Origin of the sequence: Lacticaseibacillus casei DSM 20011 = JCM 1134 = ATCC 393 (assembly GCF_000829055.1) — a bacterium.
Lineage (GTDB): Bacteria > Bacillota > Bacilli > Lactobacillales > Lactobacillaceae > Lacticaseibacillus > Lacticaseibacillus casei.
In genome coordinates this window covers 2518057-2543134 of record NZ_AP012544.1, presented here as the reverse complement: position 1 = coordinate 2543134, position 25078 = coordinate 2518057, and the positions used below count along the sequence as shown (strand labels likewise).

Below are 25078 nucleotides of genomic sequence, written 5' to 3'. Positions count from 1 at the left end.
CTGAGGCTCAAAGTCGTGCCCACCACGTTCCAGCCCCAGCTGGCCGGAGATTGCGGAGTTTGGCACGGCATGGAAATTTTAGCCTAATTATTTTCTGAATGAGGCTGAGACTCAGTTTCAGAGAAGGCACCCGCTTAATGCAAAGCAATCTTCAACGCCAGATGCTTATTGGCACCTGCTGACAAGGTGGTGTTACCAAGCTTGGTGTACCAGTCGGATGGTTCGCCGGCTTGGTCAGGCAGACCGTCAAATGGCTCAACGGCAATGAATGGTGTCTTTTTATGTTCAGGACTCCAAATGGTGAGGTAAGGGAAGTCATTGATATCAAGCGTGACGCTGTGATCGTGGTGCGGAGATGATAGGGTCGCTTTCATGATCTCACTGTTGGCGAGGATGACCAAGCCCCCATCTAGCAACTCGTGCGTCAATGGCAGTTTATTGCCTTCTGCGCTGGGGATGTCCTCAACGTCGCCATTACGAAATGGCACCGGCCCGATACCAAACCGCTGCAAGGGACTATTCAGCGGTTCAACCGTGAGATCATAATCATCAAAGCTGCCATCAGCCTTTAACGCCACATTGAATGCCGGATGGAAGCCTAGCGCAAACGGCATTGAATTCTTGTCGTCATTGGTCACGGTGTAATGAATACTGAGTCCGTCTTTAGTCAACATGTAGGTCACGGTTAACGTATATTTAAACGGGAACTTTTTCAACGTCTCGGCGTTTTGATGTTGCGTGAACGTCACCGCTGAATCACTTTTATCGCTAACGTCAAAATCGTAATCCCGGGCAAAGCCATGTTGGCTCATCGGGAATGTTTTGGCTCCTAGGCGATACTGATCCTCATTCGATTTACCAATCGCAGGGAAAAGAATCGGGGCATGGCGATTCCAAAATGTTTTATCACCATTCCAGATGTACTCGTGATTGTCACTTTTGTTGACTAATGACTGCAACTCGGCACCGCGCTCGGCAATGCCTGCTTTGAATTGATTATTTTCAATTGTGATCAAACCATATTACCTCCTAGTATAAGAAACCGCATTCATTACCAGTCTACCACTGTGTCGATTGGCTGCAATGGTTGGCGCGGATTTATGCATGGCGCTATTGATCAGCACGCATTCACCAAATAAAAAAGAACTGGCCTGTTTGGTTCGGCCAGTTCTCCTATTTACTTATTTATCAGAACTAACCTTCAACCTTGTTGGTCCAAGGGGTGGCGGTTTCAGCCAAAACCTTGTTCAAACGATCGATGTTAGCTTTGCCTTCGGTTTCCAGCCACTTCTTGCCGGCAGCTTCGCCTTCAGCAGCAAATGGCTTAACACCTGGCTTCCAGGTTGCCCGGCCGCAAAGGACACCGTTAAAGGTTGAACCTGCTTCCTTGGCGAATTTGAGTTCTTCAAGGAACAATTCGTTGGAAACACCGGCAGACAAGAAGATGAATGGCAGATCCGTTGCATCGGATTGTGCCTTGTAGTACTTAGCAGCTTCTTCTTTGCTGTAAACCGGGGTCACACCTTCGTCGGTATAGCCTTCAACAAACTTCTGGTCAACCGGAACTTCAAGCTTCAAAACGGAAACGTTGTATTGCGGCTTGCTGAATTCCTTGGTGATCTTGATAACCTTTTCTGGCTTAGCCTTGGCCCATGCAGCGGTGCCGGTTTCGTTGGTCTTACCATCGTAAGAAACCAATTCAAGGAACAACGGCAGGTCGTTGGCCTTAGCTTCGGCACCGACACGTTCAACAAAGGCGTACTTGCGATCGTTGATTGAGTCTGGTTCATCCGGATCAATGTACAGCAAGAACTTAACCGCGTCGCCGCCTTCATTCTTAATGCGCAATGCACTCTGGTTGTCGATCAAATCAGGGAAGCGGCCAGGTTCGGTGGCATCGTAACCAGTCTTTTCATAAGAAAGTAATAGACCGGACTTAGGATCGCGCACCTTGGCAGCCGGTAAGCCATATTCTGGATCAAGCAGAATGGCACTGGCGTATTTGGTTAATTCTTCAGAAACAGCCTTTTTGAAATCAACGATGGTGGTTTCATCAGCCGGCTTGTTGGCAGCGGCTGCAAGCATCTTCTTCAGGGAACCGCGTTGGTCGATGGCCAATGCTGAGATCACATTGTCATCATTGGACAATTGCTTCAAATGTGCTAACTGACCAGCAGTAAGTTTAACAGACATGTAAAAATACCTCCTAGGTAATCCTTAAATGTTCAGTACAAAATCAGTATAGAACAAAATGACAACAATAGACATTTTTCGCGGGGATTTTCATGAAACTCAAAGAAAATGGGTGAATAATAGAAGCTTTAACCAAAAGCGGAACCGATCATGAGGGACAGCAAGCGGCGTGCTATACTCTAACCATAACGAGTTTATGAAAAGATAGGTGAAAAGCTTGGCTGAATTTAGCACAACCCCGTTGGTTTATTTTTTAAACACGCCGACGCAAGAAGATTTTTTTAATGTCATCAGTCACGAGCTCGTGGCCCAAAAGGTGATGCTGCCAGCAGGCAAAGCGGCGCTGATCGCCCGGGAGCAGACGTTTCCATCCGGTATGCAGCTGAACCAGATTGCCGATCGGCTGCCTAATATTGCGATTCCGCATCTGGAAGGCGATTTAGTGCAGCAAGGACGATTGGTCGTGGTTCACTTTGAGATTCCCATTGCGTTTAAGGATCTGGCAGACGTTAGCCGCATATTGCCGGTTGAGTGGGCGTTTATGTTGATGAATCCCGTCGCTAAGGAGCAGCCAATGCGAATCGCCCAGTTGATCCGCGCGTTGACCCAGTCACCAGTGGCGCAGTTGCAGCACTTGTTTGCCGCTAAGAAGCCGAGTCAGGTGGTCCGTTTGTTGCCGCCATTAATGGCAGAAGCAGAAAGAAAGCAGTGATTGCATGAATATTTTCGATTCGCATACCCACTTAAATGACACCCCTTATCGCGGCAAGGAAGCTGACTACATTGAAGCGGCGCGGCAATTAGGCGTGAAAAAGATGGCGATTGTTGGCTCCGACACGGCGTTGAATGCTGGCGCTTTGAAGTTAGCCCATGAGTATCCCAACTTATACGCCATTGTCGGCTGGCATCCCGAGTCGAGTCAGGATTACGATGCAGCAAAAGAGGCGTTGCTGCTAAAGCAGTTGGCGGATCCCAAAGTGGTGGCGTTAGGGGAAATCGGGCTGGATTATCACTGGGACACCTCCCCGCGCGAGATCCAACGCCGCGTTTTTCGCCGTCAGCTAGAATTGGCTCGTTCCCTGCACATGCCGGTGTCGATTCATAGCCGTGATGCGTTTGAAGATACTTACGATATTTTAAAAGCAGCGCATGTCGAGCAATTTGGTGCGATCATGCATAGTTTCACCGGTGATGCCGAATGGGCGCGACGCTTTTTGGATTTGGGCCTGTACATCTCTTATTCCGGCATTGTCAGCTTCAAAAATGCGCCGGAAGAGCATGCCAGTGCCAAAATCATTCCCAGTGACCGCTTATTGGTAGAAACCGATGCGCCATACTTGACGCCGACACCGTACCGCGGCCGGCAGAATCAACCGGGCTACACACGGTATGTAGTTGAAGCTTTGGCAAAATTACGGGACACCACCTCAGTCGTGATTGCCCAACAGACTTGGGACAATGCCCACCGAATTTTCAGATTAAAGGAAGACGCATGACAACCATTAAACAAATTGTGGTCGTAGAAGGCCGCGATGATACGAAAAGATTAAAAGAAACTTTTGGCGATATTGATACCATTGAAACTCGCGGCAGTGCAATTGATGACGCCACTTTGGCGCGCATTCGCCAGGCTCAGGCCAAACGCGGGGTGATTGTCCTTACCGATCCGGATTTCCCCGGTGAGAAGATCCGCAAAACAATTTCCCGGGCCGTTCCTGGCGTGACTCACGCTTTTTTGCCGCGGGCAGAAGGCGTCCCGGCACATAAAGGGTCGCTGGGCATCAAACATGCAACGCCGGCAGCATTGCGGGCAGCGCTTCAGCATTTATTTACCGAAGTGTCGGATGCGCCACAAATCATCAGCCAGCAGGACCTGTTAGCTGCGCATTTGATCGGCGGCACAGACTCGCGGCAGCGGCGTGAGCAGCTGGGCGAGTTGTTGCACATCGGCTACACAAATGGCAAACAGCTATTACGCCGCTTGACTGAGTTCCGCATCAGTCGGGCTGCCTTTTTTGCGGCACTGGATCAGGTGAATGGAGGTCAAGATGACCATGCATGAAAAAGTCGCACAGCCGGCAGTGACCAATGCCATTTTAAAGCGCCACGGGTTTCGCATGCGCAAAGGCTTAGGCCAGAACTTTCTGACCGATCCGCAGATTTTGCAAAAAATTGTTGCAGCTGCCAATTTGTCGTCACAGGATGATGTGATCGAAATCGGACCAGGCATTGGTGCTCTGACCCAGTTTCTTGCCGAAAGCGCCCATCAGGTGGTGGCGTTGGAAATTGACGAGCGCCTGCTGCCGATTTTGGCCGAAACGCTAGCTGATTATCCTAATACCGCAGTGGTGAATGAAGATGTTTTGAAAACCGATTTAGGCGCGCTGGTGGCTGAACATTTTGACGGGAAGCATACCCTGAAGGTGGTTGCCAATTTGCCGTACTACATCACGACGCCGATTTTGTTGCACCTGCTACGGGCACGGTTGCCGCTGCACAGCATGACTGTGATGATGCAAAAAGAAGTAGCAGCGCGGCTGAGTGCGGCCCCGGGGTCAAAAGATTACGGCAGCTTGAGCATTGCGGTGCAGTTGGTGGCAGATGTGACGACAGCCTTTACGGTCAGCCGCCATGCCTTTGTTCCGGCCCCCAATGTCGATTCGGCGATTGTGACGTTAACCCAACGATCCGAGCCATTAGCAGACGTCACAAACCCAGACAGTTTCGATCGCTTGGTACGCGGCGCCTTTGCATCCCGACGGAAAACGCTTTGGAACAACCTTGTTGCGTTATTTGGTAAGGAAAACAAGCCAGCGATTCGCACAGCACTAGCAGCCGCAAACATTGCGCCGGAAACGCGCGCCGAACAGTTGGCAATTGCCGACTTTGCCCGGCTGGATACGGCGTTGCGAGGAGAAGGGCTCGGCGTGCGCGCTGACGCCTGACGTGACGCATTTGCTACGCGTTTATTATTGCTTGCGATTAATAAGAGTGCGTGGTATAATTGCAAATTTCTTGCTTTCGTGTTAGAATTCTATTTAAGAGGTGAAGTGCATGCCAATCACACTAGCAAGCATCAAACGGAAGCTCGATGGGAAAATCGGTGAGAACTTAACGGTCGTTGCACAAGCTGGACGCAAGAAAGTGACGCGGCGGCGGGGGACCTTGAAGGAAACCTATCCGGCTATTTTTGTGGTCGATCTTGACCAAAGTGAGAATGCGTTCGAGCGTGTCTCTTACAGTTACGCAGATCTTTTGACCAAGTCAATCAAGATCACCTTCGAAGGCGAAGAGAAAGCGTCATAATTTCAGATAGTAACCGACGATTAAATCGTTTATTTCAGGAGGCCTTGGTGCATTTGCATCAGGGCTTTTTGCTTGCCGTTAACTTCTAACGCCGTTTTTAAAATCCGACAATGAAAATCACAACGCAAAACAGTATACTAAAAATAACTATACGGTGGATGCATGCAACGGCGCTTGTAGCTAGACTTTGGTAGCTATAAAGGTATGCATCGCCAAAGACTGGTGGTTAGCATGGAACTAATCGAAAAAGCACCCGCCAAGATTAATCTCAGTTTGGATGCCTTGTATCGCCATGCTGACGGCGAACATGAGTGGCAGATGGTGATGACATCAGTCGACTTGGCTGATTATGTGACGATTCAGCCGAGCCGCACGATCAAGGTTTCCACGGACAGCGGCTTTTTACCGGAGGATCCGCGCAATCTGGCTTATAAAGCGGCACTGGCGTTACAACGTCATGCCAACATCCGCCAAGGTGCGCGGATTCATATCGAAAAACATATTCCGGTTGCGGCTGGACTGGGCGGTGGATCAAGTGATGCCGCTGCTGTGTTGCGCGGCCTGAATTCACTTTGGGAGTTAGGCTATAGTCGTTCGCAATTGGCGCGTATCGGGTTGAGTGTCGATAGCGATGTCCCGTACTGTGTTTATTCGGAGACGTCGCTGGTTACGGGACGTGGGGATGTCGTGACGCCGTTGGGAAGTTTGCCCAACTTTTGGGTGGTGTTAGCTAAGCCGCGCGTATCAGTGTCAACGCCAACCATCCTCAACGCGATTGATTATCAAGCCGGGCTTGAACATCCGGATACCCAGCGTGTCGTCGCCGGGATTCAAAATCACGATTTTAATCAAATGATCAGCGGTATGGGGAATACTCTGGAGAAGATTACGGCCAGTCGGTATCCCGAGATGACGGCGCTTAAACATCGGTTAGAGAAGTATGGTGCCGAGATTGCCCAGATGTCCGGAAGCGGCCCGACCGTGTTTGGCCTTTGCCAGAAACATTCGCGGGCGATGCGCGTTTACAACAGCATGAAAGGCTTCTGCCGCGAGGTTTATTTGTTGCGGCCGTTTTGCCTGCCCGCAAATGATCGCGGGCTTAGGGGTTGATTTTTAGGGATCACTAAACCATGATGGGGGAAGAAATGAGGCATTGACGATATGGAACAGGTTCAGCCAAACAAGGCGTTCTTTTGGGGTATTTTGCTTAATCTGGTTTACATTATTGCGGAGATTGCTTTTGGGATCGGGATCGGTTCGGTTGCGTTGGTTGCCGATGCGATTCACAATATGAGCGATGTTTTAGGCTTAGGGCTGGCGTGGTTTGCCGAGTGGCTGTCCAATCGCCATCCGACGGTTCAGCGTACATACGGTTACAAAAGTTCATCGATTTTGGCAGCTTTGGCGAATGCAGCCTTTTTGTTAGTCGCAATGGGCGCGATCATTGTCGAAGCGATTACCCGGCTGTCGCAAAATGCGCCGGTCGAAGGCGGCTGGATGATGCTGGTTGCCGGTGTCGGGATTTTAGTTAACGGCGCGACGGCAGTCCTTTTCCACAGTGGTTCGCAGCACGATCTGAATATTCGCGGCGCGTTCATGCATATGGCAGCCGATGCGGGCGTTTCGCTGGGCGTTGTGTTAGCCGGGGGCTTGATCATGCTGACAGGCTGGGAATGGCTTGATCCGGTCATGTCGATTGTGGTTGCCATTGTGGTCTTGATTGGCACCTGGAACTTACTGCGGGATGCGGTCAACTTGGCTATGGCGGCCGTTCCCAAGGAAATCGACCCGATTGCCGTTAAAACGCTGGTCAATGCGTACCCGACCGTTGCTTCGTGCCACGATCTGCACATCTGGGCGCTCAGCACAACTGATGTGGCGCTGACGGTCCATGTGGTTCGGACGACACCGGAGGGCAACGACGTCTTTCTAGACGCCTTGAGCCTGTCGTTGCGGGAGAGCTTTGACATCGCGCATACGACCATTCAAGTCGAATATGGCCCGTACTTACCGGATAACAAGATGGAAAATCCTTACTGAGCGCTCAGCATTTTGGAATTAAAAAGAGGTTGAGCCATAATTTTGTGAGAACGTTCATAATTTGGTGAATCCCGAACGATCAAAAAATCTTGGGCAATAAGTTCCTTGCCGCGCCAAACTCCGCAATCTCCGGCCAGCTGGGGTGGCGACGCGAAGCTAGAGCGGAGACGGCGCTTTGAGCCAGAAAACCGCTGTCTCAAAGTCGCCTAACAACATCAGCGACAAAACCAGTCGCTGTGTTGTTTGCACGGCTGAGCCCCATCTGGCCTACGATTGCTCCGCTTTGGCACTAACATCTTAAATAACCTCACCGAATTAACTCGCAGAAACAAAAAAGGCGAATATACTTTGCGTTCAATGCAGAGCATGTTCACCTTTTTGCTGTGGCTGTGAATTATGACCCAGCCTCTTTACGCTGATTCTGCGCGAACTGGCTGGATGACTACCGTAACTGCTTTTGCTCATTATAAAAGCGTGAATAACTGCGATAAACGGCAATGAAACTGCCGAGGCTCGTGGCGCCAAGTAACATGAAGGTGACCATGATCTGGTACATAATGGCTTTTGTTGGATCAATGCCGGCAAAGATCAAACCGGACATCATGCCGGGCAAGCTGACGAGCCCGACTGTTTTCGCTGAGTCGATCGTTGGGGCCATGCCGGTTTTGATCGCGTTGACGATGAGTTTTTGACTGGCTTGTTTGAGGGTGGCGCCCAAAGCGAGGCGTTCGAGGACTTGCGGCCGCAGATCCGTAAATTCGGTGTTCAGACTGCGGTATGCCAAACCTGTCGCCACCATGACATTACTGGCAATCATGCCGCTGATCGGGACGATCTGGGCGGGAATGAAGCGAATGGCGCGAACAGAAACTAGCATGATCAGCGTGAGTCCGGTTGCTGTGGTGACGGCGAGCAAGCTGGTGACAAAGGCATCGGGGATGGTGCCAGCCCGCTTTTTGGCGTTCCATGCAGCATTGAAAATAATGATGGCCACCATAGCTAGCGTTAACCAAACTGTGTTGACTTTGATGATATAGGTCAAAACAAAGCCGACAACAGTTAGCTGGATGACGGCGCGCACGACACCAACGATTAAGTCTTTGGTCATCCCCAACTCTTCTTTTAAGTTGATCGTTAACGCAATGACCACTAAGATTAACGCCAACAAAAGCGCTAAGGGTGATACAATTAACTGACTATTCATGCGGTTGGCACCTCCTCAAATTGACCGTCTACCAACGTCATGAGGTTCTTTGCCATGTGCAGTTCGCCTTCGTCATGGGTCACGCTGACGAGGGTGATCCCCTTTTTGTTTTGGCGGTCCAACAGGTCGTGAATCACGGCTTTTGTGTCCGGATCCAGTCCAGTCGTGACTTCATCCAGCAGCAGGACTTTAGGCGGAAAGAACAGATGGCGCAATAAGGCAACGCGCTGACGTTCACCGCCGGACAGATTTTGCGTCGGCGCGTCAAGCATGGTTTTTGCCAGATCGACGCTTTCCAGTGCCGCTTCAGCTTGTTCACGCGGCATTTCAGTGTTGCGAATTGCGAATGGAAAACGTAGATCATCGGCGACGGTGGCGCCAAACAAGGCAGGTTGCTGGGCGCAATAAGATACCTCCCGCCGATAAAGAATCGGATCGTAATCAGATTGAGGCTTGCCATTATACAAAATCGTGCCGCTTGTTGGCGTCAGTAACGTGGCAAGCAAGCGCAGCAAGGTACTTTTACCCGACCCGGAATGCCCGGCAATGGTAAGATCAATCCCCCAAGGAATGTCCAGATTGATGTCATTCAGGATAGCCGTTTTTGTCGGCGCGAAAGTCATATGGTGTAATTCAAAAGCATTCATACTTTTCCCTACCCTTCTTTATAACCATTCTAATATAGAATGAGGTGGGAGGCCACTGATACGACTCGCGAGGCGGCAGACGTCAAAATAAACAAATGCGAACGTTCGGTGAGAAAATCGAGTTAAAGGGTCGAAATTTTCGGTAAAAGCATTTATACTGGGTAAGATTATCACGTAATGTTAACACAGAGCTAAATATTCGGAGTTAGGAGCGGGATTAATGAAAGTAAGACGCAGTGATCGCTTGATTGATATGACGAGGTACTTGTTAGAACGGCCGCATACGCTGATACCCTTGACGTTTTTTTCTAAGCGGTATGAAAGTGCCAAATCCTCGATTAGTGAAGATCTGGCAATCGTAAGACGAACCTTCGCGCAACGGCAAACCGGGATTCTTGAAACGGTTCCGGGAGCGGCAGGCGGTGTGCGGTACATCCCGATCATGGGTGAAGATGAGGCAGAAAACTTTATTTCTGCCATGGCTAAGCGGCTATCGGAAACCGATCGCTTGTTGCCAGGCGGGTATGTTTATCTTTCCGATTTGCTTGGAACGCCAAGTGTGTTACGGCAAATTGGTCGCTTGATTGCCACCCAGTATCGCGATGCCAAGGTTGATGCGGTGATGACCGTCGCGACCAAGGGTATTCCCATTGCCCAAAGTGTTAGCCAGTATCTGAATGTGCCGTTCGTGATTGTGCGGCGTGATTCCAAGATTACTGAGGGCTCGACAGTCTCGGTTAACTATGTCTCCGGATCATCAGCGCGGATCGAGAAAATGGAGCTAAGTAAGCGTAGTCTTCCGGCAAATTCGCGGGTACTGATTGTCGACGACTTCATGAAAGGCGGCGGCACGGTCAATGGCATGAAGGCGTTGATTGACGAATTCAACGCCGAAATGGTTGGCATCACCGTCTTTGCGGAAGGCAAGTTTGATGGCGATCGGATGGTCAATGAATATACTTCACTGATTCGGGTTGATAAGGTCGACACTAAGGCAAACACTCTTCATGCCACTGCCGGGAACTTCCTTAGCCAGAATCAGCAGCTACTTGAGGTGAGCCATCAATGAGTGCTTACCTCGGGCCGGTTAAAACGGCACTGATCACGTTTCCGTTTTTAGCATTGGTGCTTGCACTACCGTTTCTGGTGATTGTTTATCGGCGCTACGGTGCGTTTAGCTGGTGGCGCGCGATTGTGATCTATTCGTTCATATTTTACCTATTATCGGCTTATTTTTTGATTATCTTACCACTTCCATCACGCGAGGCGGTGGCGCAGTTTACCGGGCCAAAATATAATCTGACCCCGTTCATGGCTTTGCGCTACTTTATTCACACGACGGTCTTTTCCCCGACTAACCCGCACACGTGGTTAGCGGCGTTGAAACAATCCGCGTTTATCCAGCCATTCTTTAACGTCGTTTTGACGATCCCATTTGGCTTTTACCTGCGCTATTATTTCAAGCGCAGTGTGCCGCAGATCATCATGATGAGTTTTGGCTTGAGTCTTTTTTTTGAACTGACTCAGTTGTCAGGGCTATATGGCGTCTATGTGCGGCCGTATCGACTGTTTGATGTGGACGATTTGATTCTTAACACCACCGGCGGCTTGATTGGCGGCGTTTTGGCCCCGATTTTCATGCGGGCGTTGCCATCTCGGGATACGATGGATGCCAAAAGTCAGGCGCGTGGCGTTCGAGTGACGTTGATGCGCCGCCTGGTTGCTTTTTTCGTTGATTTTATAATATTAAGCACCATCGTTGGCTTGATGATCAGGTTCCTGTTCCATTTACTGGGGTTAGCGCAGTTGCCGGACTTTTTGAGCGAAATGGTTTTACCGCTGCTCTTTGTTTTCGTTATCTGGCCCGCCTTTAATGATGGGCAAACCTTAGGCAAGGGGCTGGTTCGGATTAAAATCGTTCGTACTGATGGCCGGCCGGTTGGTTTTTGGCGGCTCTTATTGCGAGAAGGCTTGTTATATGGTGTGGCCTATTCAAGTCTGATTGGGTTCAGCAACTTTCTCATCGAGTATTTTGGAGAGGGACATCGAACCGAGATCAATCTTGCTGCGCTGGGATTTTTCGGCATTTTGGCGATGTTGTTTATTCTCAACTTTATTTGGGAAACGATCACCAGGCATTATCGGTTCTTCTATGATGCGTGGGCGGACACGACTCAGATTAGTACGTTGAAAGTGTCGGATGATGTTAAGCAACATGCGGCTGAGAATGAGCAGTAAGGGTAGTTTTGTAGGCAGATCCGTCGTGATGCGGGTCTGTTTTTGTTTGGAGTTTGAGGGTGTGGAAGGGTGTTGGTCTCAAAAAGTGTTTACTGGACTAGGGAGCTTGCACATAAGGGTCTTAGTCGCAATAGCTTAAGCTTGACGTAGTATGTTAGAGGCTATTGGGTTCTCTGCGGCTTTCTCAAACGCGCTCACCGGCGCAGAAGTCTGCGTATAAGGACCTTGGGCGCGATGGCCTAAGCCCGGGCCTGAGTTTTCCGATACAAAAACGCGCTCACAGTCGCAGAAATCTCCACATAAGGACCTCAAGCCTAAATGGCCAAAGACCAGCCATTTAGGCTTGAGGCCACTTATGCTCCGATTTCTAAGCGCTCCTGCTCGCGCTCTACATGTTGTCACCGCATTCGCGCTGGTCTATTATGAAATAAGACAATTAGGAATGGAGCTTTAGCATGTCAAAGAAATTCACCATCATTCTTGCGGCCGGTAAGGGGACGCGGATGAAGTCGAAGTATTATAAAGTTTTACAGCCGGTTTGTGGTAAGAGCATGGTTGAGCATGTGGTGAGTCAGGTTGAAGCGATTCATCCGGACGCCATTGTGACGATCGTGGGGCACGGTGCCGAAGCAGTTGAGAAAACGCTTGGGGACCGGACTAAATTTGTTTTACAAGAAGAGCAACTTGGCACCGGTCATGCGGTTTTGCAAGCTGAGCCGTTATTAGGCCAAAAAGACGGTGCCACGTTGATCATCAGCGGTGACACGCCACTGTTTACCGCAAAAACGTTAAATGACTTGTTTGCCTATCATGAAGCTAAGGGCGCAAAAGCCACTATTTTGACGGCCAATGCACCTGACCCGACTGGATATGGCCGGATTATTCGCGACGCTGATGGCAATGTCATCAAGAACGTCGAGCAAAAAGATGCCACCCCAGAAGAGGCACTCATTTCTGAAATCAACACAGGTGTTTACGTTTTCGATAATCAGTCGCTGTTTAAGGCACTGCATTCGGTTAAGAACAACAATGCGCAAGGCGAATATTATTTGCCGGATGTTCTCGGTATTTTGCGTGAAGCCGGTGAAAAGGTAGCCGCATATCAAATGCCGTATTATACCGAATCGCTAGGCGTCAATGATCGGGTCGCGCTGGCCAAGGCGACTCGGATCATGCAACAACGGATCAACGAACAGCATGTGCGCAACGGCGTTACCTTAATCGATCCGGCAACCACCTACATTGATTCAGATGTTCAAATTGGCGCCGACACCGTGATCGAACCGGGCGTTTATTTGAAAGGTAAGACCGTGATCGGCGAAGATTGCCACATTGGCACGCATTCCGAACTCGTCGATGCCACTCTGGAAAATGATGTAACGGTCACGAGTTCAACGATCGAACACGCCATCATGCATGCCCACAGCGACATCGGTCCGAACTCGCATTTGCGGCCGGATGCTGACATTGGCGAATATGTCCATTTGGGCAACTTTGTGGAAATTAAGAAGGCCAAAATCGGTGCACGCACTAAGGTTGGCCATCTCACATATGTCGGCAACGCAACACTCGGTACTGACATTAACGTAGGGTGCGGCGTGGTATTCGTCAACTATGACGGGGTCAAAAAGTGGGAAAGTACCATCGGCGATCATGCATTTATCGGCTCCAATTCGAATATCGTTGCGCCGGTTGAAGTGGCAGACCACAGCTTTATCGCGGCCGGATCCACTATTACCAAAGACGTACCGTTTCACGCAATGGCCATCGCTCGTGCCCGGCAAACAACCAAAGAGGATTACTGGAAACGGTTGCCGGTCGCGAACGATCCAGATTGGAATTAGGTTATAATTCGTCTCATGTGCTTGCTTTTTTCCGTCAATCCGCTAAGCTTTTTGTGGAACAATTTTTCGCAGCCTATAATATTTCATGGAGGAACATATGTCTGAGCAATACGGTGACCCGAGATTAAAGATTTTTGCCTTGAATTCGAACAAGCCGTTAGCAGAAAAAATTGCTGCTGAGGTTGGCGTCAAGCTAGGGAAGTCCTCAGTGAAACGTTTTAGCGATGGTGAGATTCAGATCAACATCGAAGAAAGTATTCGCGGGGATGATGTTTATCTGATCCAGTCGACATCCAGCCCAGTGAATGACAACTTGATGGAATTGCTGATTATGATTGATGCGTTGCGGCGGGCATCTGCCCATACGATCAATGTTGTGATGCCTTATTACGGTTACGCGCGGCAGGATCGCAAAGCCCGTTCCCGCGAACCGATTACGGCGAAACTGGTAGCCAACATGCTTGAACACGCGGGTGCGACCCGTGTGCTGGCACTTGACTTGCACGCCGCCCAAATTCAAGGCTTCTTCGATATTCCGGTGGATCACCTTGTGGGCGCGCCTTTGTTGGCTGACTACTTCTTGCGTAATCATTATGACGGTGCCGATACGGTTGTGGTTTCGCCCGATCATGGCGGTGTGACCCGCGCCCGTAAGTTAGCGGAATTCCTTAAAGCCCCAATTGCCATTATCGACAAGCGGCGTCCGCGGCCAAACGTTGCCGAGGTCATGAACATTGTCGGTAATGTGACCGGCAAGCAATGTATCATCATCGACGACATGATCGACACTGCCGGCACCATCACGCTGGCGGCTCAAGCCTTAAGGGATGCCGGCGCAACTGAAGTGCTGGTTGCCGCAACCCACGCCATTTTCTCTGGCCCGGCGGTTGAACGCTTGACCCACTCGGCCATTGAAAAGGTCGTTGTCACTGACTCAATCAATTTGCCAGCTGACAAGCACATGGACAAACTCGACGTTGTTTCGGTTGGCCCATTGATGGGTCGTGCCATCATGCGGATTCAGGAGAACCGTTCCGTTACTCCGTTGTTTGAGAATCGGTTTACGAAATAATTTGAGAGAATATACAAAAACCGCACCTTCACATTTGAAGTGCGGCTTTTTGTTTCTTGAATTATAATTTGGGAAATAACTAACTTGAATGCTCTTATCTAAGAGAGATATACAGCCTGATGAACTTGGCTACAAGCTTAGATTCGCACCGATTTTCACGAAAGATGGTGACAATTTGAAAATGGGGCTCATGCACGATCAATTTGAGCTGGTACGAGAAGGCAGCAAAACTATTGAAATCAGATTGAATGACCAAAAACGCCAACAGTTACGAGTGGGCGACCCGATTGTATTTGAAGATTTGACGACACAACAGCGATTAAGCAAACAGGTTGCTAAACTTGAAAAATTCGTCAGTTTCGTGCAGTTGTATGATCATTATCAAGGAATCGTCGTAGGCAGCGCCCCAACTGATTCGGTGGCTAAGATGGTTAGTGATACTTACCGGATTTATTCGAAACAGCAGGAAGCCGAACATGGTGTTTTAGCGATCCACTTGGAATGAGCAGCATGATGATGTCTTTTGGCGTATGCTAATAGCAAAAATATGGACCTGTGCAGCCTTGGTGTCAGAGATAGGATTGTTGCCTATGCAAAAACGGATCAGATTATTTGCGGCATATGCCTTATTAACGCTATTTTTCCACTTGAAAAAAACGAGTGGACTTAATTTCGGATTGACACTCGGCGACGTTTATTTATTAGTAAGCTGGTTGGGCGCAGCACCGAATTTTCTCGATAAAATCGAACGTAATGCGCAACGTCTGGCAGCTACTGGTCGATCCACCAAAGATTACGTCGCAGAAACGAAAAAGGATATGAATGTCTATCAGAATTTCATTTACAGTACCACGCCTGTCATGGCATCAATACTAGAAAGCGGCGGTATGGATCGTGTCGGCGCAGTCATCGTTAGATTTACTTTTCAGTTATTTCTTGTTTTGACTGCCCCGGTGATTTGGATCGGAGCGCTGCTCAGCAAATGGTTAAAGTACGTTTGGCGGCGACTCAATTGAGACACTTTTTGCAGAATAATAGCGAAGACCAAAAAACCGGATCAAGTGAGCTTTGCAACTCACCTGATCCGGTTTTTGTTCCGCTAACGGATGTTCATATGATCAACCGTTAATTTTTAGCCTTAGCATCCTGGTCCTTCAAGAGATCGCGAATTTCTTCAAGCAATTCGGTTTGTGTCGGGCCAGCGGGTTTTGCCGGCTTGGCAGGGAGGAAGCGATTGACGCTGCGCACGATTAAGAAGACGACAAAGGCAATGATCAAAAAGTTGATCACATCGTTCAGAAAATCGCCGTATGTAAACTTGGCACCTAACAGCGTGAACGACAAACCGCTCAAATCGGTTTTGCCGGCAAACATGGACAGAATCGGGTTGATCAGATTCTTTGTCAAGGACTTGACTAAGCCGGTAAAAGCACTCCCGATGATAACCCCGACAGCAAGATCCAAGACGTTACCGCGCATGATGAATTTCTGGAATTCTTTTAACATCGCTCACACTCCTATGGTTTGAAACATGTTACGGTCAAGTTCAGTATATCGAAATGACCCGCCTTTCTGCACGTGAATGGCTCGCAGTGGTTAGCATGCCCTCAGTAGCTGAGCAAGGGCCATGAACACAATAATGCCAAACGCAACGGCATGCCGCCGTTTGTACAGCACCACCAAGGCAAGATATTCGCGGATAACCGCATTAGGCAGAAAGTAAAAGGAGGTGTTACCGCCAACGCCATTGGCATCAATGCCGGCCATGCGCGCGTAAATACCGGCACGGAAAAGGTGGTAGTTGTTGGTAAAGAAGCTAGCCTTATACGGTGCTTCGCCGACTTCCTGCGTAATCAGGCGTTTGGAAAAGGTCATATTTTCCAGCGTCGTCGTTGACTTGTCTTCTAACAAGGTATCCTTTTCAGGGATGCCTTTTCCCAAAGCATAGCGCTGCATGGCCAGTGCTTCGGAAATCGTTTCGTCGCCACCCTTGCCCCCGGAAAAAATAATTCGCGGAGCCGGGCGGCCTTTTTTAATCTGCTTATGATAAAACTTGATGGCGGTGTCGATGCGGCTAGCGAGCAATGGCGAAACCTGGTCACCATGCAACAGCCCGGCACCGAGCACGATGAGAAACGTGCGATTGTGCGGCTGGGGACGCAGGTTATACAGAATTAGTACCGTCAGGAAGTTGTAAAGTGTCAACAGGACATACAGACCGCCGAAGCTGAAGAAAACAGCTAAAGTGATGTAGATCGGCTCTGGAATAAAACGGCGTCCGAATGAAGCGGCGATTTCCAGCAAAAGTAATCCGATGGCGATGTAAAGCGTCAGCATGTTGCTCAATGAATGGCCTTCACGCCGCCAAACCAAGATGGCGTTCCACAGCAGCCAGAACAAGTGTAAGGTGAATATGAGAATGACGATCAACACTGTGATGATGAAGAGGGTACCCGTAACCGAAATCAACAGAAGATTACTTGACCCTAAAATGGCTAATGCCAGTGCGAATAAGAAGGCAACAGCAAACAGGTTGAACAACCAGCCATTAATCAGACGGCGCGGCTCAACCGTAAAGCTGATGGCGAAGATGATTCCCAGCACGATGGGGATTGAAAAAACAAATAATGTTTCCTGAACAATCATCGAAAGGACTCCTTGTGTAGAGGTTAGAAATTGATTAGGGTATAATGTGATCAAGAGCGGAGGGATGCCATATGATTGATCCAGTGTTTGGTCGAAAAGATCCTAAGTTAGATTATCACACCCGAATTGGCGCGTATGGCGTGATTCCGGACCACAGCGGTGCACGATTGCTGATTTTACAAGCCCCGAACCATGCGTTGTTTTTACCGGGTGGCGGGGTTGAAAAAGGCGAAACGCCTCAAGCGACTTTGGCGCGCGAGTTGCTTGAGGAATTTGGTGCAACGGTTCACGTGACCAAAGAACTGGGCAAGTCGTCAGAATATTTTTATTCCCACCATCGGCAAACCGCGTATTACCATCCGGCAACCTTTTTTGCCTGTGATGAGCTGGCATTTGTCCAAGATCCCTTGGAAACGTTCAATACGTTGATGCTGATGCCCATCGATCTGGCACTGGCAGAACTCAAGCGTCCGACGCATCGCTGGGCCGTTGCCAAATGGCTGGCCCAACAACCTAAACGCTGAAGGCGAAGAGGCTAATCGTGCAAGTGGGGGTCAATAACGCCGCCATTTAGTAGGTAATGCTGGAACTTTTCATAAATCGATGAAAAAAGATTGCTGTCCTCGGTGGCGAGCATTTCTTTTGGAAAATAGAATCGTTTATCACCGGTAGCCCGACCACTAAGCGCGGCCACCAACGGGGATAAAGTCGACAACTCCTCGAGGGTGCCGTCTTTTTGCATGATTTCGATTTGAGTTTTCGGATTGGCAGAGGCCGGATCATATTGATCGTATGGCAAATCGAAGCTGTCATTTTCCGCTGTGTAGTACTGGGCGTCAAAGCCGGCTTCTGTCACTAGGTGGCGCAGTTTCGGCAGCAGTTCAGCCGTTTGATCGGTGAAGGTGACTGACTTAAGCGGCCGCCGGTTCAGAAAGCGATCGGCAAAGTCACTCAGAATGCTGTCTGGATAATCGAGCCAGTAAGTAAAGTAGGTATTGAGCACGCCGTCATCCAACTTGAGATAATCGCTTAAGGTAAATGACTGTTCAAAGAATGGCACTAATAATCGTGGCGAAAAACCCGGTTCGAACTGGCCAGACTCATAAAGAAACTTGGCGCGTTTCAGCAAGTGGGACAAGATAACTTCCATCCCGCGCGATACCGGGTGGAAATAGACTTGCTGATACATTTGGAAGCGACTGACAACATAGTCTTCAACCGCATGCATCCCATTGGCTTCATACGCAATGCCGTCTGAGTAAGGCCGCATGACCCGCAAAATGCGAGACAAATCGAACAAACCATATTTAGTTCCGGTATAGTAAGCATCATGCAACAGATAATCCATCCGGTCGGCGTCGATTTGACTGGAAATCATCTGGACGACTTGTGGATTCGGATAAGTATGGTTGATGACCGAAGCTACTCGCTCTGGAAAATCGGAACTAACACTGCGCAAAATACGGTTGACGTTGGTATGCGGATCCGTAAGAATGGCGCGGGTAATGGCTTCGTGATCAGTATTGAAGATATGCTCAAAAGTGTGGGAATAGGCGCCATGGCCAATATCGTGCAGCAGTGCGGCACACAGAACAACGGGGCGCTCCCGATCATCCCAAAGGCCGTCTCCCGGCGTTTTGCTAGGGTAATTCGTGACAAAATTGTCGCACATTTCACGGGCAATTTCATAAACCCCTAACGAATGCGCAAACCGGGTATGCTCGGCCCCTTGGAATACATAGTCCGAAACGCCTAACTGCTTAATCCGGCGCAAACGCTGAAACTCCGGCGTATTGATCAAATCAAGAATCACGCGATGCTGCACGTGAATATAATTATGAACCGGATCGCGAAAAACTTTTTCGCGCGGTAATTTTTCAAATTGCATGCTGTTCCCCTATCTTTCTTAAGTGAGCGTGAGCCGGCGCGGTTGGAAGTCGAAGTGTAAGTGGCCTTGGGCGTGATGACCCGGGTTTAGGCCATTGCGACCAAGGTACTTCTGCGCCGGGGAGCGCGTTATGATAAATGACGATTGCGATTGCGCAGATCCGCAGTGGCCGCAGCGAGTGCCTTGTGGTAGGCAGGATCGCGTAAAATCGCCGGCATCGAGTTCATATCTGCGGCAATGCCATTAGCAGCCAAAGCATTTAACAGTGCTAAAATGGCTTCGTTGCGGGTCAGCGGACGACCCAGCAAATCGCTGAGCGTGGTCATGGTTTCAGAACGAATAATTGGAAACTTGAAGTGTGGACTGGCGCTGGCATGTCCTGCCCGATAGAAGCGGCGTAATAAGTCGCACCGGGCATTTTGATCACCGAAGATGCTGCAATACAGCATGACGACGACACCAGCATGATTGCGTCGCTGGGCCATCCCGGCAAACTTTCGCCCGTGAACACTGAGGTCGTATTTGCCAGGACAATACGAATGAATAATTTCGCTGGTGGCAATGGGCAGGCTCGGAAATGCCGTTCGAAAAAGAGCGGTCATCATATCGTAGGCAGTGTCGATGGATAGGTAGTCTTCATTAGGTAAAAAAAGTGAGACATTCAAGACGCCGCTATCGGCAATCACTGCCAAACCGCCGGAATTACGAACAAAGACGCCGTAATGATCACTGGCGAGGACTGGCAAGCCGTGCCCGAATTGCGGTAATTTTAAATCCTGCATTCCAAGGATCACGGTTTGCTCGGCTGTCCAAAAATGCAGCATTAGCGGTGGGTGCAACTCAGGATGTGCTAACAGGGCATTGGTATGGGCAAAGCTGAGCGGAGCTTCTTCTTTGGTGAAATCCTGTTGGAAAATGGCAGCTTGTTGTCCAGCCAGCGACGTCAGGTCCATCGTGCGCCCTCTTTCTTAATAGTAGATTACCTATATTATAACGAAGGTGGCAGGGCACGTCAGTCACAAAGACATTTTCCCTGCTTAAACTCGACCGAGTTGACCCGTGAGCGTACAATACGTTATAGAAAGGATTGACATTATGGATCTTTCACAAGGAGTGCCGATTCAAATTCACCTTGAGACGTTTGTCACGCAAGGTGATGACACTGAGACACATGTTTTTGATGAACCAGGAACGTTGGTTCAAATGGGCAACGCACTGTATATTCGATATCAAGAAGTCGATGAAGACGCTGGAACCAGTATGCCGGTGACCATGAAACTGCGCGATGACGGCGACATTCAGCTTTCGCGCGGCAGCAGCAATGGCGATACGCAATTGAAGCTTTTCTTTGCCAACGAAAAGCGGGTTTTGACGCGCTATCGAACACCATATGGCATTATTCCGGTGGAGACAGTCACCCCGCGTATTGATGCCCGCATGACAACCGATCCGGTAGCAGGCGAGATTTACGTTGAGTATGAGTTGTTCGCAAATCACCAACATCTGGGAAATTATCGGTTAAGATTGCAATTCAAGGCATGAGCGTGTACTATAAGAAACAGACTGTAAAGACTTGGAAAGGGCGTGTATCGGTTGAAACTCAAAGCATTTGCCAATGCCGATAAATCAGAATTATCAATGATCGAAGTAGCCCATGAGATCCTCGAAGAAAAAGGGGACACCATGGCGTTCGTTGATCTGGCCAACGAGATCCAGACTTATCTCGGTAAGAGTGACGAAGAAATTCGTGAACGCTTGCCGCAATTCTACACGGATCTGAACGTGGATGGCAGTTTCATTTCTTTAGGCGATAACGTTTGGGGCCTGCGCGCTTGGTATCCATACGATTCCGTCGATGAAGAAGTTAACCATCCGGAAGATGAAGAAGAAGTACCACGTCGCAAGAAGCGCAAGAAGGTTAATGCCTTCTTGGCTGACGTAGCCGATGACGATGATGTCATTGATTACAACGACGATGATCCCGAAGATGAAGATCTCGACGCCGATAACGATGACGATGATTTTGACGACGATGATCATACCGGCTTTCATGATAAGATCGGCAAAGCTGCCGCAACTGATGATGACAGCGACGACGATGATAGTGATGATGACGACAGTGACAGCGATAAGCACTAGTCGTTTAGGCCGTGCCCTTTAAAAAGGCGCGGCTTTTTTGGTTCGGTGAGCGCGTTATAGATCGATCGCACCAATCTTGATTTTACTCAATTCACTTTAATACTTGACGAGTCCCTTACAATTGGTTAATATACGTTTTGGGCGCTTTACAAAAGTGTAAAGCCAATACGGTTCAAGCTCCCTGTTCGTATGAATAGGGAGCTTGTTTTTGTTTTTTCCCGATTATTAAAAAAGGAGACTGACTATGACCAAGTATATTTTTGTTACCGGTGGGGTCGTATCGTCATTAGGTAAAGGGATCGTTGCCGCATCCCTAGGTCGTTTGTTGAAGAATCGTGGTTTGAAGATCACCATTCAAAAATTCGATCCGTACATCAATGTTGACCCAGGCACCATGAATCCTTATCAGCATGGTGAAGTGTTCGTCACCGATGATGGCGCCGAGACTGACCTCGACCTTGGCCATTATGAACGGTTCATCGATATTAACCTGAACAAGTATAGCAATGTCACAACCGGGAAGATTTATTCTGAAGTTTTGCAACGTGAACGCCGCGGCGAATACCTTGGTGCGACCGTTCAGGTAATCCCCCACATCACCAACATGATTAAAGAGAAGATCATGCGCGCCGCTAAGCACAGCGATTCCGATGTGATCATCACGGAAATCGGCGGAACGGTTGGCGATATCGAGTCCTTGCCGTTTCTCGAAGCAATTCGGCAGATGAAGCGCGATGTCGGCTCGGATAATGTTTTCTACATCCATGCCAGTCTGGTGCCTTATTTGCGGGCAGCCGACGAAATGAAGACCAAGCCGACCCAGCACAGTGTCAAAGAGCTGCGCAGCATCGGTATCCAGCCGAACATGCTCGTTGTTCGGACCGAAAAGCCGATCACGGAAGACATGAAGAAGAAAATCGCGTTGTTTACCGATGTGCCGGAAAATGCCGTGATTGAATCCCGAGACGCCAAAACGCTTTACTCCGTTCCGTTAGCATTGCAGGCGCAAAAAATGGATCAGATCGTCGTTGATCATTTTGGCTTTGATGTACCGGCCGCTGATATGACTGAGTGGATGAAACTTGAGCATAAGGTTCAGCATTTGACCCACCACACCAAAATTGCGTTGGTCGGTAAATATGTTGCGTTAAAAGATGCCTATATCTCCGTTGCCGAAGCGCTCAAACATGCCGGTTATTATTGGGACTCCGATATTGATTTGGAAATGTTCCAAGCAGAAGATGTCAATGATGATAACGTCGAAAGCCTGCTGCAAGGCTTTGATGGCATCTTGGTTCCTGGCGGCTTCGGCGATCGCGGCTTAGAAGGTAAAATTGCGGCTATTCGTTACGCGCGCGAAAATGATATTCCATTCTTAGGCATTTGCCTCGGCATGCAGATGGCATCAATCGAATTTGCCCGGAATGTTTTGGGACTTAAAGGTGCCGGTACGACCGAAACCCATCCTGATGTCAAGGATCCGGTCATTGACTTGATGCGCGACCAGGTTGGCGTGAAGAACCTCGGTGGGACGCTGCGGCTTGGCCTTTATCCATGCGTGCTTAAGCCTGGTTCCGTTGCAGCTAAGGCGTACGACAATGTTCATGAAATCCAGAAGCGTCATCGTCATCGCTATGAGTTCAACACCAAGTATCGCAAGCCGATGGAAGACAAAGGCTTAGTATTTTCCGGTGTTAGCCCGGACAACCGCTTGATGGAAATCATTGAATATCCGAAGAACAAATTCTTTGTTGCTTCCCAGTATCACCCGGAATTCCAGTCACGTCCGAATAAACCTGAAGGCTTGTTTAAGGCCTTTATCCAATCGGCTGGCGATTTTAAAAATTAATCGTTGATCATTGCTGCCTTGAAGCGGGATGCTTTGGGCGGCTTTTTTGTTGCGGTGGCTTGGTCAAAGCTTAGCGCAGGAGCCTGCGTGTAAGGACCTCTAGACTCAAATGGTCAAAGCCCAGCCATTTGATTCTAGAGGCCACTTACACTTCGGCTCCTAAGCGCGCCGGTTCACGCTCTCTCCAAACGCGTTCACTGGCGCAGAAGTCTGCGTGTAAGGACCTCAGTCGCAATGGCCAAGACCGGGCCATCACGCCTGAGGCCGCTTACACTCCGACTTCTAACCGCGCCAGTTCACGCTCTCTCCTTTTGGTCCTGTCAAGCGATTTTCGACTTTGACAGTAAATTCCATAAAACATGCGTCCGAAAACTGGACGCGAGATGATCCTGATTAGACTTGAATCGCTTGTGAATTCTTGTATGGATATCGTTCGGCGACCAACTGTTTAACCCTTGTCCTGTTAATGCCAAGAGAATCAAGGTAATCGCGATAGTTGGTGCGGCGCCACGGATGCGTAATTGCCGGGATTTTCTTGGTTCGTTTAGGAGTTGGTGCCGCAGCTGGTGTAAGATCGAATTTGGCTGACATGAACTGTTCTTTTGGCACACAGAAAAGATCGTACACCTGGTCATCATCAGTGGTCATATAAAGTCTGCCCGTGAAGCTTTTGATGACTAAGACCTTTGTATGCGGTGGTAAGTAAACCAATTCGCCATTCCGGTGTGGCAGATAGCGTTTGTTATCAAAGCGAACACAATGTCCGTGGCCGATGCTGCGTTCATTGGCAATGATCAAAATATTGTCAATTTCCTTGGGTGTTAGTTGCTTCTCAAACATCGACATGCTACTTTTGATGGTAGATGCGAAGCGGTCATTGTAACGCTTGATAAAGCCGACCAAAAACCGATTGGCATCTGCGATTGTGGTGATGTTATGCAACCGCAGTTCACTTGTGAGCCGATCTTGAAAAGTCTCCAGAAGACGTTCTATACGGTCTTTGGCTTGCGGAATACTGGTGGCCGAAAGTTCTGTTCCAAGTGTCTGGCAGGCATAACCGAAACGTGTAAGAGGGTTCTCGGTCGAAGGTGAGCCCTCTTTTTTGTTGCTGTTAAACACGGTGCGCCGATCCGTTAGGAATTCTGCTGGAGCGCCATAATCGCGAAGGACTTGGGCAAACACATGATAATAGCCGCTGAGTGTTTCTTGTTTGGCAAAGTAGCCGCCGACAACGTTCCCGGACTGATCATCAATGGCTGCGTGTAAGGTGGTTTTTTGAGTACCAAACCAATACTCCCAGGAAGCATCCATTTGTACCTGTTCACCAGAATAATGTTTCCGAGGACGTTCTGGATGGGCTTTGATGTTTTCAACGACCTCGATGGCTGACAAGGTGGCTTCATCACGTTTGGATAGGAGCTTGGCCTTCTTTTCTTTCTCTTTTAACTCACGCTTGACCCGACGTTTCGTGGCCTTGTGGGCTTTGGGTGAAAGGATGTGGTGGTGTCTGAATAAGAGCCGGAGTGAGGATTCGGAGATGGCGATTTGTTCGGCAGTGGTTAAGAACTCGTGGAAATGAGCGATGTTGAAACCGGCATACTTGTTGGTGTACAGATGAATGATCTGGCGTTCGAGTTGCGCGTTGCGTTTGTTGGCAGGCTCACGGCCGGCATTACCATGGATAAAGCCGTCTTTGCCTTGTTGCTTGTAAAGCTTGATCAGTCGGTAGATGGTTCGTTCGGAGCGCTTGAGCTTAACGGCTGCGCGTTGCACGGAGGTCTTACCATTGACCACTGCTTTGATGACTCGGTAACGTTCTTCTTCTTTCATTGTTAAGACAACCTTCTTCATGTGATTCCTCCTAGATGTATCTTCTAAGAGGTTACAGTTTTTGTGACACTTTGGCTAACTGCTTACTTAAGACAATATCGCTTGCGGTCGACAGCCAGTTCACGCTCTCTCCTTTTGGTCCTTGTTTTTTCCTTTTAGATTCATTAAACTTGTATATTGAG

General features: G+C 49.1%; 26 protein-coding genes and 1 pseudogene. 17 read left to right on the top strand and 10 right to left on the bottom strand.

The annotated features are described in order from the left end of the window. Positions 1 to 134: 134 nt before the first annotated feature. Entirely contained in the window at positions 135 to 1016 is an 882-nt protein-coding gene (locus LBCZ_RS12270) for an aldose 1-epimerase family protein (RefSeq protein ID WP_039639921.1), read from the bottom strand. Positions 1017 to 1194: 178 nt separating this feature from the next. Further along, positions 1195 to 2193: a tagatose 1,6-diphosphate aldolase gene (locus LBCZ_RS12265; protein ID WP_025012800.1), complete on the bottom strand. Its 999-nt coding sequence runs from the start codon at positions 2191 to 2193 to the stop codon at positions 1195 to 1197. Between the two features lie 217 nt (positions 2194 to 2410). Here LBCZ_RS12265 and LBCZ_RS12260 point away from each other — a divergent pair, with 217 nt between their 5' ends. The 7 genes from LBCZ_RS12260 to LBCZ_RS12230 all read left to right on the top strand — a co-directional run bounded on the left by LBCZ_RS12260 (position 2411) and on the right by LBCZ_RS12230 (position 7539). After that, the gene (locus tag LBCZ_RS12260; RefSeq protein ID WP_025012799.1) at positions 2411 to 2905 is read left to right on the top strand and encodes a PTS sugar transporter subunit IIA; all 495 of its coding nucleotides are present in this window, start codon (positions 2411 to 2413) and stop codon (positions 2903 to 2905) included. A 4-nt stretch (positions 2906 to 2909) separates the two neighbouring features. Continuing rightward, entirely contained in the window at positions 2910 to 3689 is a 780-nt protein-coding gene (locus LBCZ_RS12255; RefSeq protein WP_025012798.1) for a TatD family hydrolase, read from the top strand. Continuing rightward, on the top strand, positions 3686 to 4255 hold the full coding sequence (gene rnmV / locus LBCZ_RS12250; RefSeq protein ID WP_025012797.1) for a ribonuclease M5: 570 nt from the start codon (positions 3686 to 3688) through the stop codon (positions 4253 to 4255). Before LBCZ_RS12255 ends, rnmV begins: the two co-directional genes overlap by 4 nt. Next, entirely contained in the window at positions 4242 to 5138 is an 897-nt protein-coding gene (gene rsmA, locus LBCZ_RS12245) for a 16S rRNA (adenine(1518)-N(6)/adenine(1519)-N(6))-dimethyltransferase RsmA (protein WP_025012796.1), read from the top strand. Before rnmV ends, rsmA begins: the two co-directional genes overlap by 14 nt. A gap of 109 nt (positions 5139 to 5247) precedes the next feature. Next, positions 5248 to 5499, top strand: coding sequence for a Veg family protein (locus LBCZ_RS12240; RefSeq protein WP_010490958.1), 252 nt, complete (start codon positions 5248 to 5250; stop codon positions 5497 to 5499). A gap of 231 nt (positions 5500 to 5730) precedes the next feature. Next, positions 5731 to 6609, top strand: a complete 879-nt coding sequence (gene ispE, locus LBCZ_RS12235) for a 4-(cytidine 5'-diphospho)-2-C-methyl-D-erythritol kinase (RefSeq protein WP_025012795.1) — start codon at positions 5731 to 5733, stop codon at positions 6607 to 6609. A gap of 51 nt (positions 6610 to 6660) precedes the next feature. Then, the gene (locus LBCZ_RS12230; RefSeq protein ID WP_039639923.1) at positions 6661 to 7539 is read left to right on the top strand and encodes a cation diffusion facilitator family transporter; all 879 of its coding nucleotides are present in this window, start codon (positions 6661 to 6663) and stop codon (positions 7537 to 7539) included. Positions 7540 to 7618: 79 nt separating this feature from the next. On the opposite strand, the pseudogene LBCZ_RS16755 reads toward LBCZ_RS12230, so the two are convergent. The 3 genes and pseudogenes from LBCZ_RS16755 to LBCZ_RS12220 all read right to left on the bottom strand — a co-directional run bounded on the left by LBCZ_RS16755 (position 7619) and on the right by LBCZ_RS12220 (position 9390). Continuing rightward, positions 7619 to 7829, bottom strand: a pseudogene (locus tag LBCZ_RS16755) (hypothetical protein). 152 nt (positions 7830 to 7981) lie between these two features. After that, complete coding sequence (locus tag LBCZ_RS12225; protein ID WP_010490961.1) at positions 7982 to 8743, bottom strand: ABC transporter permease; 762 nt, start codon at positions 8741 to 8743, stop codon at positions 7982 to 7984. Continuing rightward, a complete protein-coding gene (locus LBCZ_RS12220) occupies positions 8740 to 9390 on the bottom strand; it encodes an ABC transporter ATP-binding protein (protein WP_010490962.1) in 651 nt (216 codons plus the stop codon). The genes LBCZ_RS12225 and LBCZ_RS12220 overlap by 4 nt, the downstream gene beginning before the upstream one ends. Before the next feature lie 220 nt (positions 9391 to 9610). On the opposite strand from LBCZ_RS12220, the gene purR reads away from it, so the two are divergent. The 6 genes from purR (at position 9611) to LBCZ_RS12190 (ending at position 15560) form a co-directional block, all read left to right on the top strand. Then, positions 9611 to 10459 (top strand): pur operon repressor, encoded by an 849-nt coding sequence (purR, locus tag LBCZ_RS12215; RefSeq protein ID WP_039639926.1) that lies wholly within the window; start codon positions 9611 to 9613, stop codon positions 10457 to 10459. After that, complete coding sequence (locus LBCZ_RS12210; protein ID WP_025012794.1) at positions 10456 to 11628, top strand: VanZ family protein; 1173 nt, start codon at positions 10456 to 10458, stop codon at positions 11626 to 11628. The genes purR and LBCZ_RS12210 overlap by 4 nt, the downstream gene beginning before the upstream one ends. 455 nt (positions 11629 to 12083) lie before the next feature. Next, positions 12084 to 13472 carry a bifunctional UDP-N-acetylglucosamine diphosphorylase/glucosamine-1-phosphate N-acetyltransferase GlmU gene (gene glmU, locus LBCZ_RS12205; RefSeq protein ID WP_025012793.1) on the top strand — a complete coding sequence of 463 codons (1389 nt, stop codon included), beginning with the start codon at positions 12084 to 12086 and terminating at the stop codon, positions 13470 to 13472. Positions 13473 to 13569: 97 nt separating this feature from the next. After that, positions 13570 to 14544 (top strand): ribose-phosphate diphosphokinase, encoded by a 975-nt coding sequence (locus tag LBCZ_RS12200; RefSeq protein ID WP_039639928.1) that lies wholly within the window; start codon positions 13570 to 13572, stop codon positions 14542 to 14544. 175 nt (positions 14545 to 14719) lie between these two features. After that, positions 14720 to 15049: an ASCH domain-containing protein gene (locus LBCZ_RS12195; RefSeq protein ID WP_025012792.1), complete on the top strand. Its 330-nt coding sequence runs from the start codon at positions 14720 to 14722 to the stop codon at positions 15047 to 15049. Positions 15050 to 15134: 85 nt separating this feature from the next. Further along, positions 15135 to 15560: a hypothetical protein gene (locus LBCZ_RS12190; protein ID WP_025012791.1), complete on the top strand. Its 426-nt coding sequence runs from the start codon at positions 15135 to 15137 to the stop codon at positions 15558 to 15560. Between the two features lie 109 nt (positions 15561 to 15669). On the opposite strand, the gene mscL is transcribed toward LBCZ_RS12190, so the two are convergent. Together mscL and LBCZ_RS12180 are read right to left on the bottom strand one after the other, a co-directional pair. Then, the gene (gene mscL, locus LBCZ_RS12185) at positions 15670 to 16050 is read right to left on the bottom strand and encodes a large-conductance mechanosensitive channel protein MscL (protein ID WP_025012790.1); all 381 of its coding nucleotides are present in this window, start codon (positions 16048 to 16050) and stop codon (positions 15670 to 15672) included. Between the two features lie 90 nt (positions 16051 to 16140). After that, complete coding sequence (locus tag LBCZ_RS12180) at positions 16141 to 17190, bottom strand: YdcF family protein (protein ID WP_025012789.1); 1050 nt, start codon at positions 17188 to 17190, stop codon at positions 16141 to 16143. Between the two features lie 71 nt (positions 17191 to 17261). Here LBCZ_RS12180 and LBCZ_RS12175 point away from each other — a divergent pair, with 71 nt between their 5' ends. Then, positions 17262 to 17714: an NUDIX hydrolase gene (locus LBCZ_RS12175; RefSeq protein WP_025012788.1), complete on the top strand. Its 453-nt coding sequence runs from the start codon at positions 17262 to 17264 to the stop codon at positions 17712 to 17714. Positions 17715 to 17725: 11 nt separating this feature from the next. Here LBCZ_RS12175 and LBCZ_RS12170 read toward each other — a convergent pair whose 3' ends face one another. Further along, positions 17726 to 19078, bottom strand: coding sequence for an HD domain-containing protein (locus tag LBCZ_RS12170; RefSeq protein WP_010490976.1), 1353 nt, complete (start codon positions 19076 to 19078; stop codon positions 17726 to 17728). 128 nt (positions 19079 to 19206) lie between these two features. After that, the gene (locus LBCZ_RS12165) at positions 19207 to 20031 is read right to left on the bottom strand and encodes a lipoate--protein ligase family protein (protein ID WP_025012787.1); all 825 of its coding nucleotides are present in this window, start codon (positions 20029 to 20031) and stop codon (positions 19207 to 19209) included. A 142-nt stretch (positions 20032 to 20173) separates the two neighbouring features. On the opposite strand from LBCZ_RS12165, the gene LBCZ_RS12160 reads away from it, so the two are divergent. The 3 genes from LBCZ_RS12160 (at position 20174) to LBCZ_RS12150 (ending at position 23066) form a co-directional block, all read left to right on the top strand. Next, positions 20174 to 20620 (top strand): YwiB family protein, encoded by a 447-nt coding sequence (locus LBCZ_RS12160; RefSeq protein WP_010490984.1) that lies wholly within the window; start codon positions 20174 to 20176, stop codon positions 20618 to 20620. 51 nt (positions 20621 to 20671) lie between these two features. After that, positions 20672 to 21217, top strand: a complete 546-nt coding sequence (gene rpoE, locus LBCZ_RS12155; RefSeq protein WP_052253387.1) for a DNA-directed RNA polymerase subunit delta — start codon at positions 20672 to 20674, stop codon at positions 21215 to 21217. Between the two features lie 244 nt (positions 21218 to 21461). After that, positions 21462 to 23066, top strand: coding sequence for a CTP synthase (locus LBCZ_RS12150; RefSeq protein WP_025012785.1), 1605 nt, complete (start codon positions 21462 to 21464; stop codon positions 23064 to 23066). 393 nt (positions 23067 to 23459) lie between these two features. Here LBCZ_RS12150 and LBCZ_RS12145 read toward each other — a convergent pair whose 3' ends face one another. Further along, complete coding sequence (locus tag LBCZ_RS12145; protein WP_041084794.1) at positions 23460 to 24917, bottom strand: ISNCY family transposase; 1458 nt, start codon at positions 24915 to 24917, stop codon at positions 23460 to 23462. Positions 24918 to 25078 lie beyond the last annotated feature (161 nt).

Coding starts and splice junctions, on each gene's coding strand:
- LBCZ_RS12265 (WP_025012800.1), bottom strand. CDS start 2,193: ATGTCTGTTAAACTTACTGCTGGTCAGTTAGCACATTTGAAGCAATTG.
- LBCZ_RS12255 (WP_025012798.1), top strand. CDS start 2,910: ATGAATATTTTCGATTCGCATACCCACTTAAATGACACCCCTTATCGC.
- rnmV (WP_025012797.1), top strand. CDS start 3,686: ATGACAACCATTAAACAAATTGTGGTCGTAGAAGGCCGCGATGATACG.
- rsmA (WP_025012796.1), top strand. CDS start 4,242: ATGACCATGCATGAAAAAGTCGCACAGCCGGCAGTGACCAATGCCATT.
- LBCZ_RS12240 (WP_010490958.1), top strand. CDS start 5,248: ATGCCAATCACACTAGCAAGCATCAAACGGAAGCTCGATGGGAAAATC.
- ispE (WP_025012795.1), top strand. CDS start 5,731: ATGGAACTAATCGAAAAAGCACCCGCCAAGATTAATCTCAGTTTGGAT.
- LBCZ_RS12230 (WP_039639923.1), top strand. CDS start 6,661: ATGGAACAGGTTCAGCCAAACAAGGCGTTCTTTTGGGGTATTTTGCTT.
- LBCZ_RS12225 (WP_010490961.1), bottom strand. CDS start 8,743: ATGAATAGTCAGTTAATTGTATCACCCTTAGCGCTTTTGTTGGCGTTA.
- LBCZ_RS12220 (WP_010490962.1), bottom strand. CDS start 9,390: ATGAATGCTTTTGAATTACACCATATGACTTTCGCGCCGACAAAAACG.
- purR (WP_039639926.1), top strand. CDS start 9,611: ATGAAAGTAAGACGCAGTGATCGCTTGATTGATATGACGAGGTACTTG.
- LBCZ_RS12210 (WP_025012794.1), top strand. CDS start 10,456: ATGAGTGCTTACCTCGGGCCGGTTAAAACGGCACTGATCACGTTTCCG.
- glmU (WP_025012793.1), top strand. CDS start 12,084: ATGTCAAAGAAATTCACCATCATTCTTGCGGCCGGTAAGGGGACGCGG.
- LBCZ_RS12200 (WP_039639928.1), top strand. CDS start 13,570: ATGTCTGAGCAATACGGTGACCCGAGATTAAAGATTTTTGCCTTGAAT.
- LBCZ_RS12190 (WP_025012791.1), top strand. CDS start 15,135: ATGCAAAAACGGATCAGATTATTTGCGGCATATGCCTTATTAACGCTA.
- mscL (WP_025012790.1), bottom strand. CDS start 16,050: ATGTTAAAAGAATTCCAGAAATTCATCATGCGCGGTAACGTCTTGGAT.
- LBCZ_RS12180 (WP_025012789.1), bottom strand. CDS start 17,190: ATGATTGTTCAGGAAACATTATTTGTTTTTTCAATCCCCATCGTGCTG.
- LBCZ_RS12175 (WP_025012788.1), top strand. CDS start 17,262: ATGATTGATCCAGTGTTTGGTCGAAAAGATCCTAAGTTAGATTATCAC.
- LBCZ_RS12170 (WP_010490976.1), bottom strand. CDS start 19,078: ATGCAATTTGAAAAATTACCGCGCGAAAAAGTTTTTCGCGATCCGGTT.
- LBCZ_RS12165 (WP_025012787.1), bottom strand. CDS start 20,031: ATGGACCTGACGTCGCTGGCTGGACAACAAGCTGCCATTTTCCAACAG.
- LBCZ_RS12160 (WP_010490984.1), top strand. CDS start 20,174: ATGGATCTTTCACAAGGAGTGCCGATTCAAATTCACCTTGAGACGTTT.
- LBCZ_RS12150 (WP_025012785.1), top strand. CDS start 21,462: ATGACCAAGTATATTTTTGTTACCGGTGGGGTCGTATCGTCATTAGGT.
- LBCZ_RS12145 (WP_041084794.1), bottom strand. CDS start 24,917: ATGAAGAAGGTTGTCTTAACAATGAAAGAAGAAGAACGTTACCGAGTC.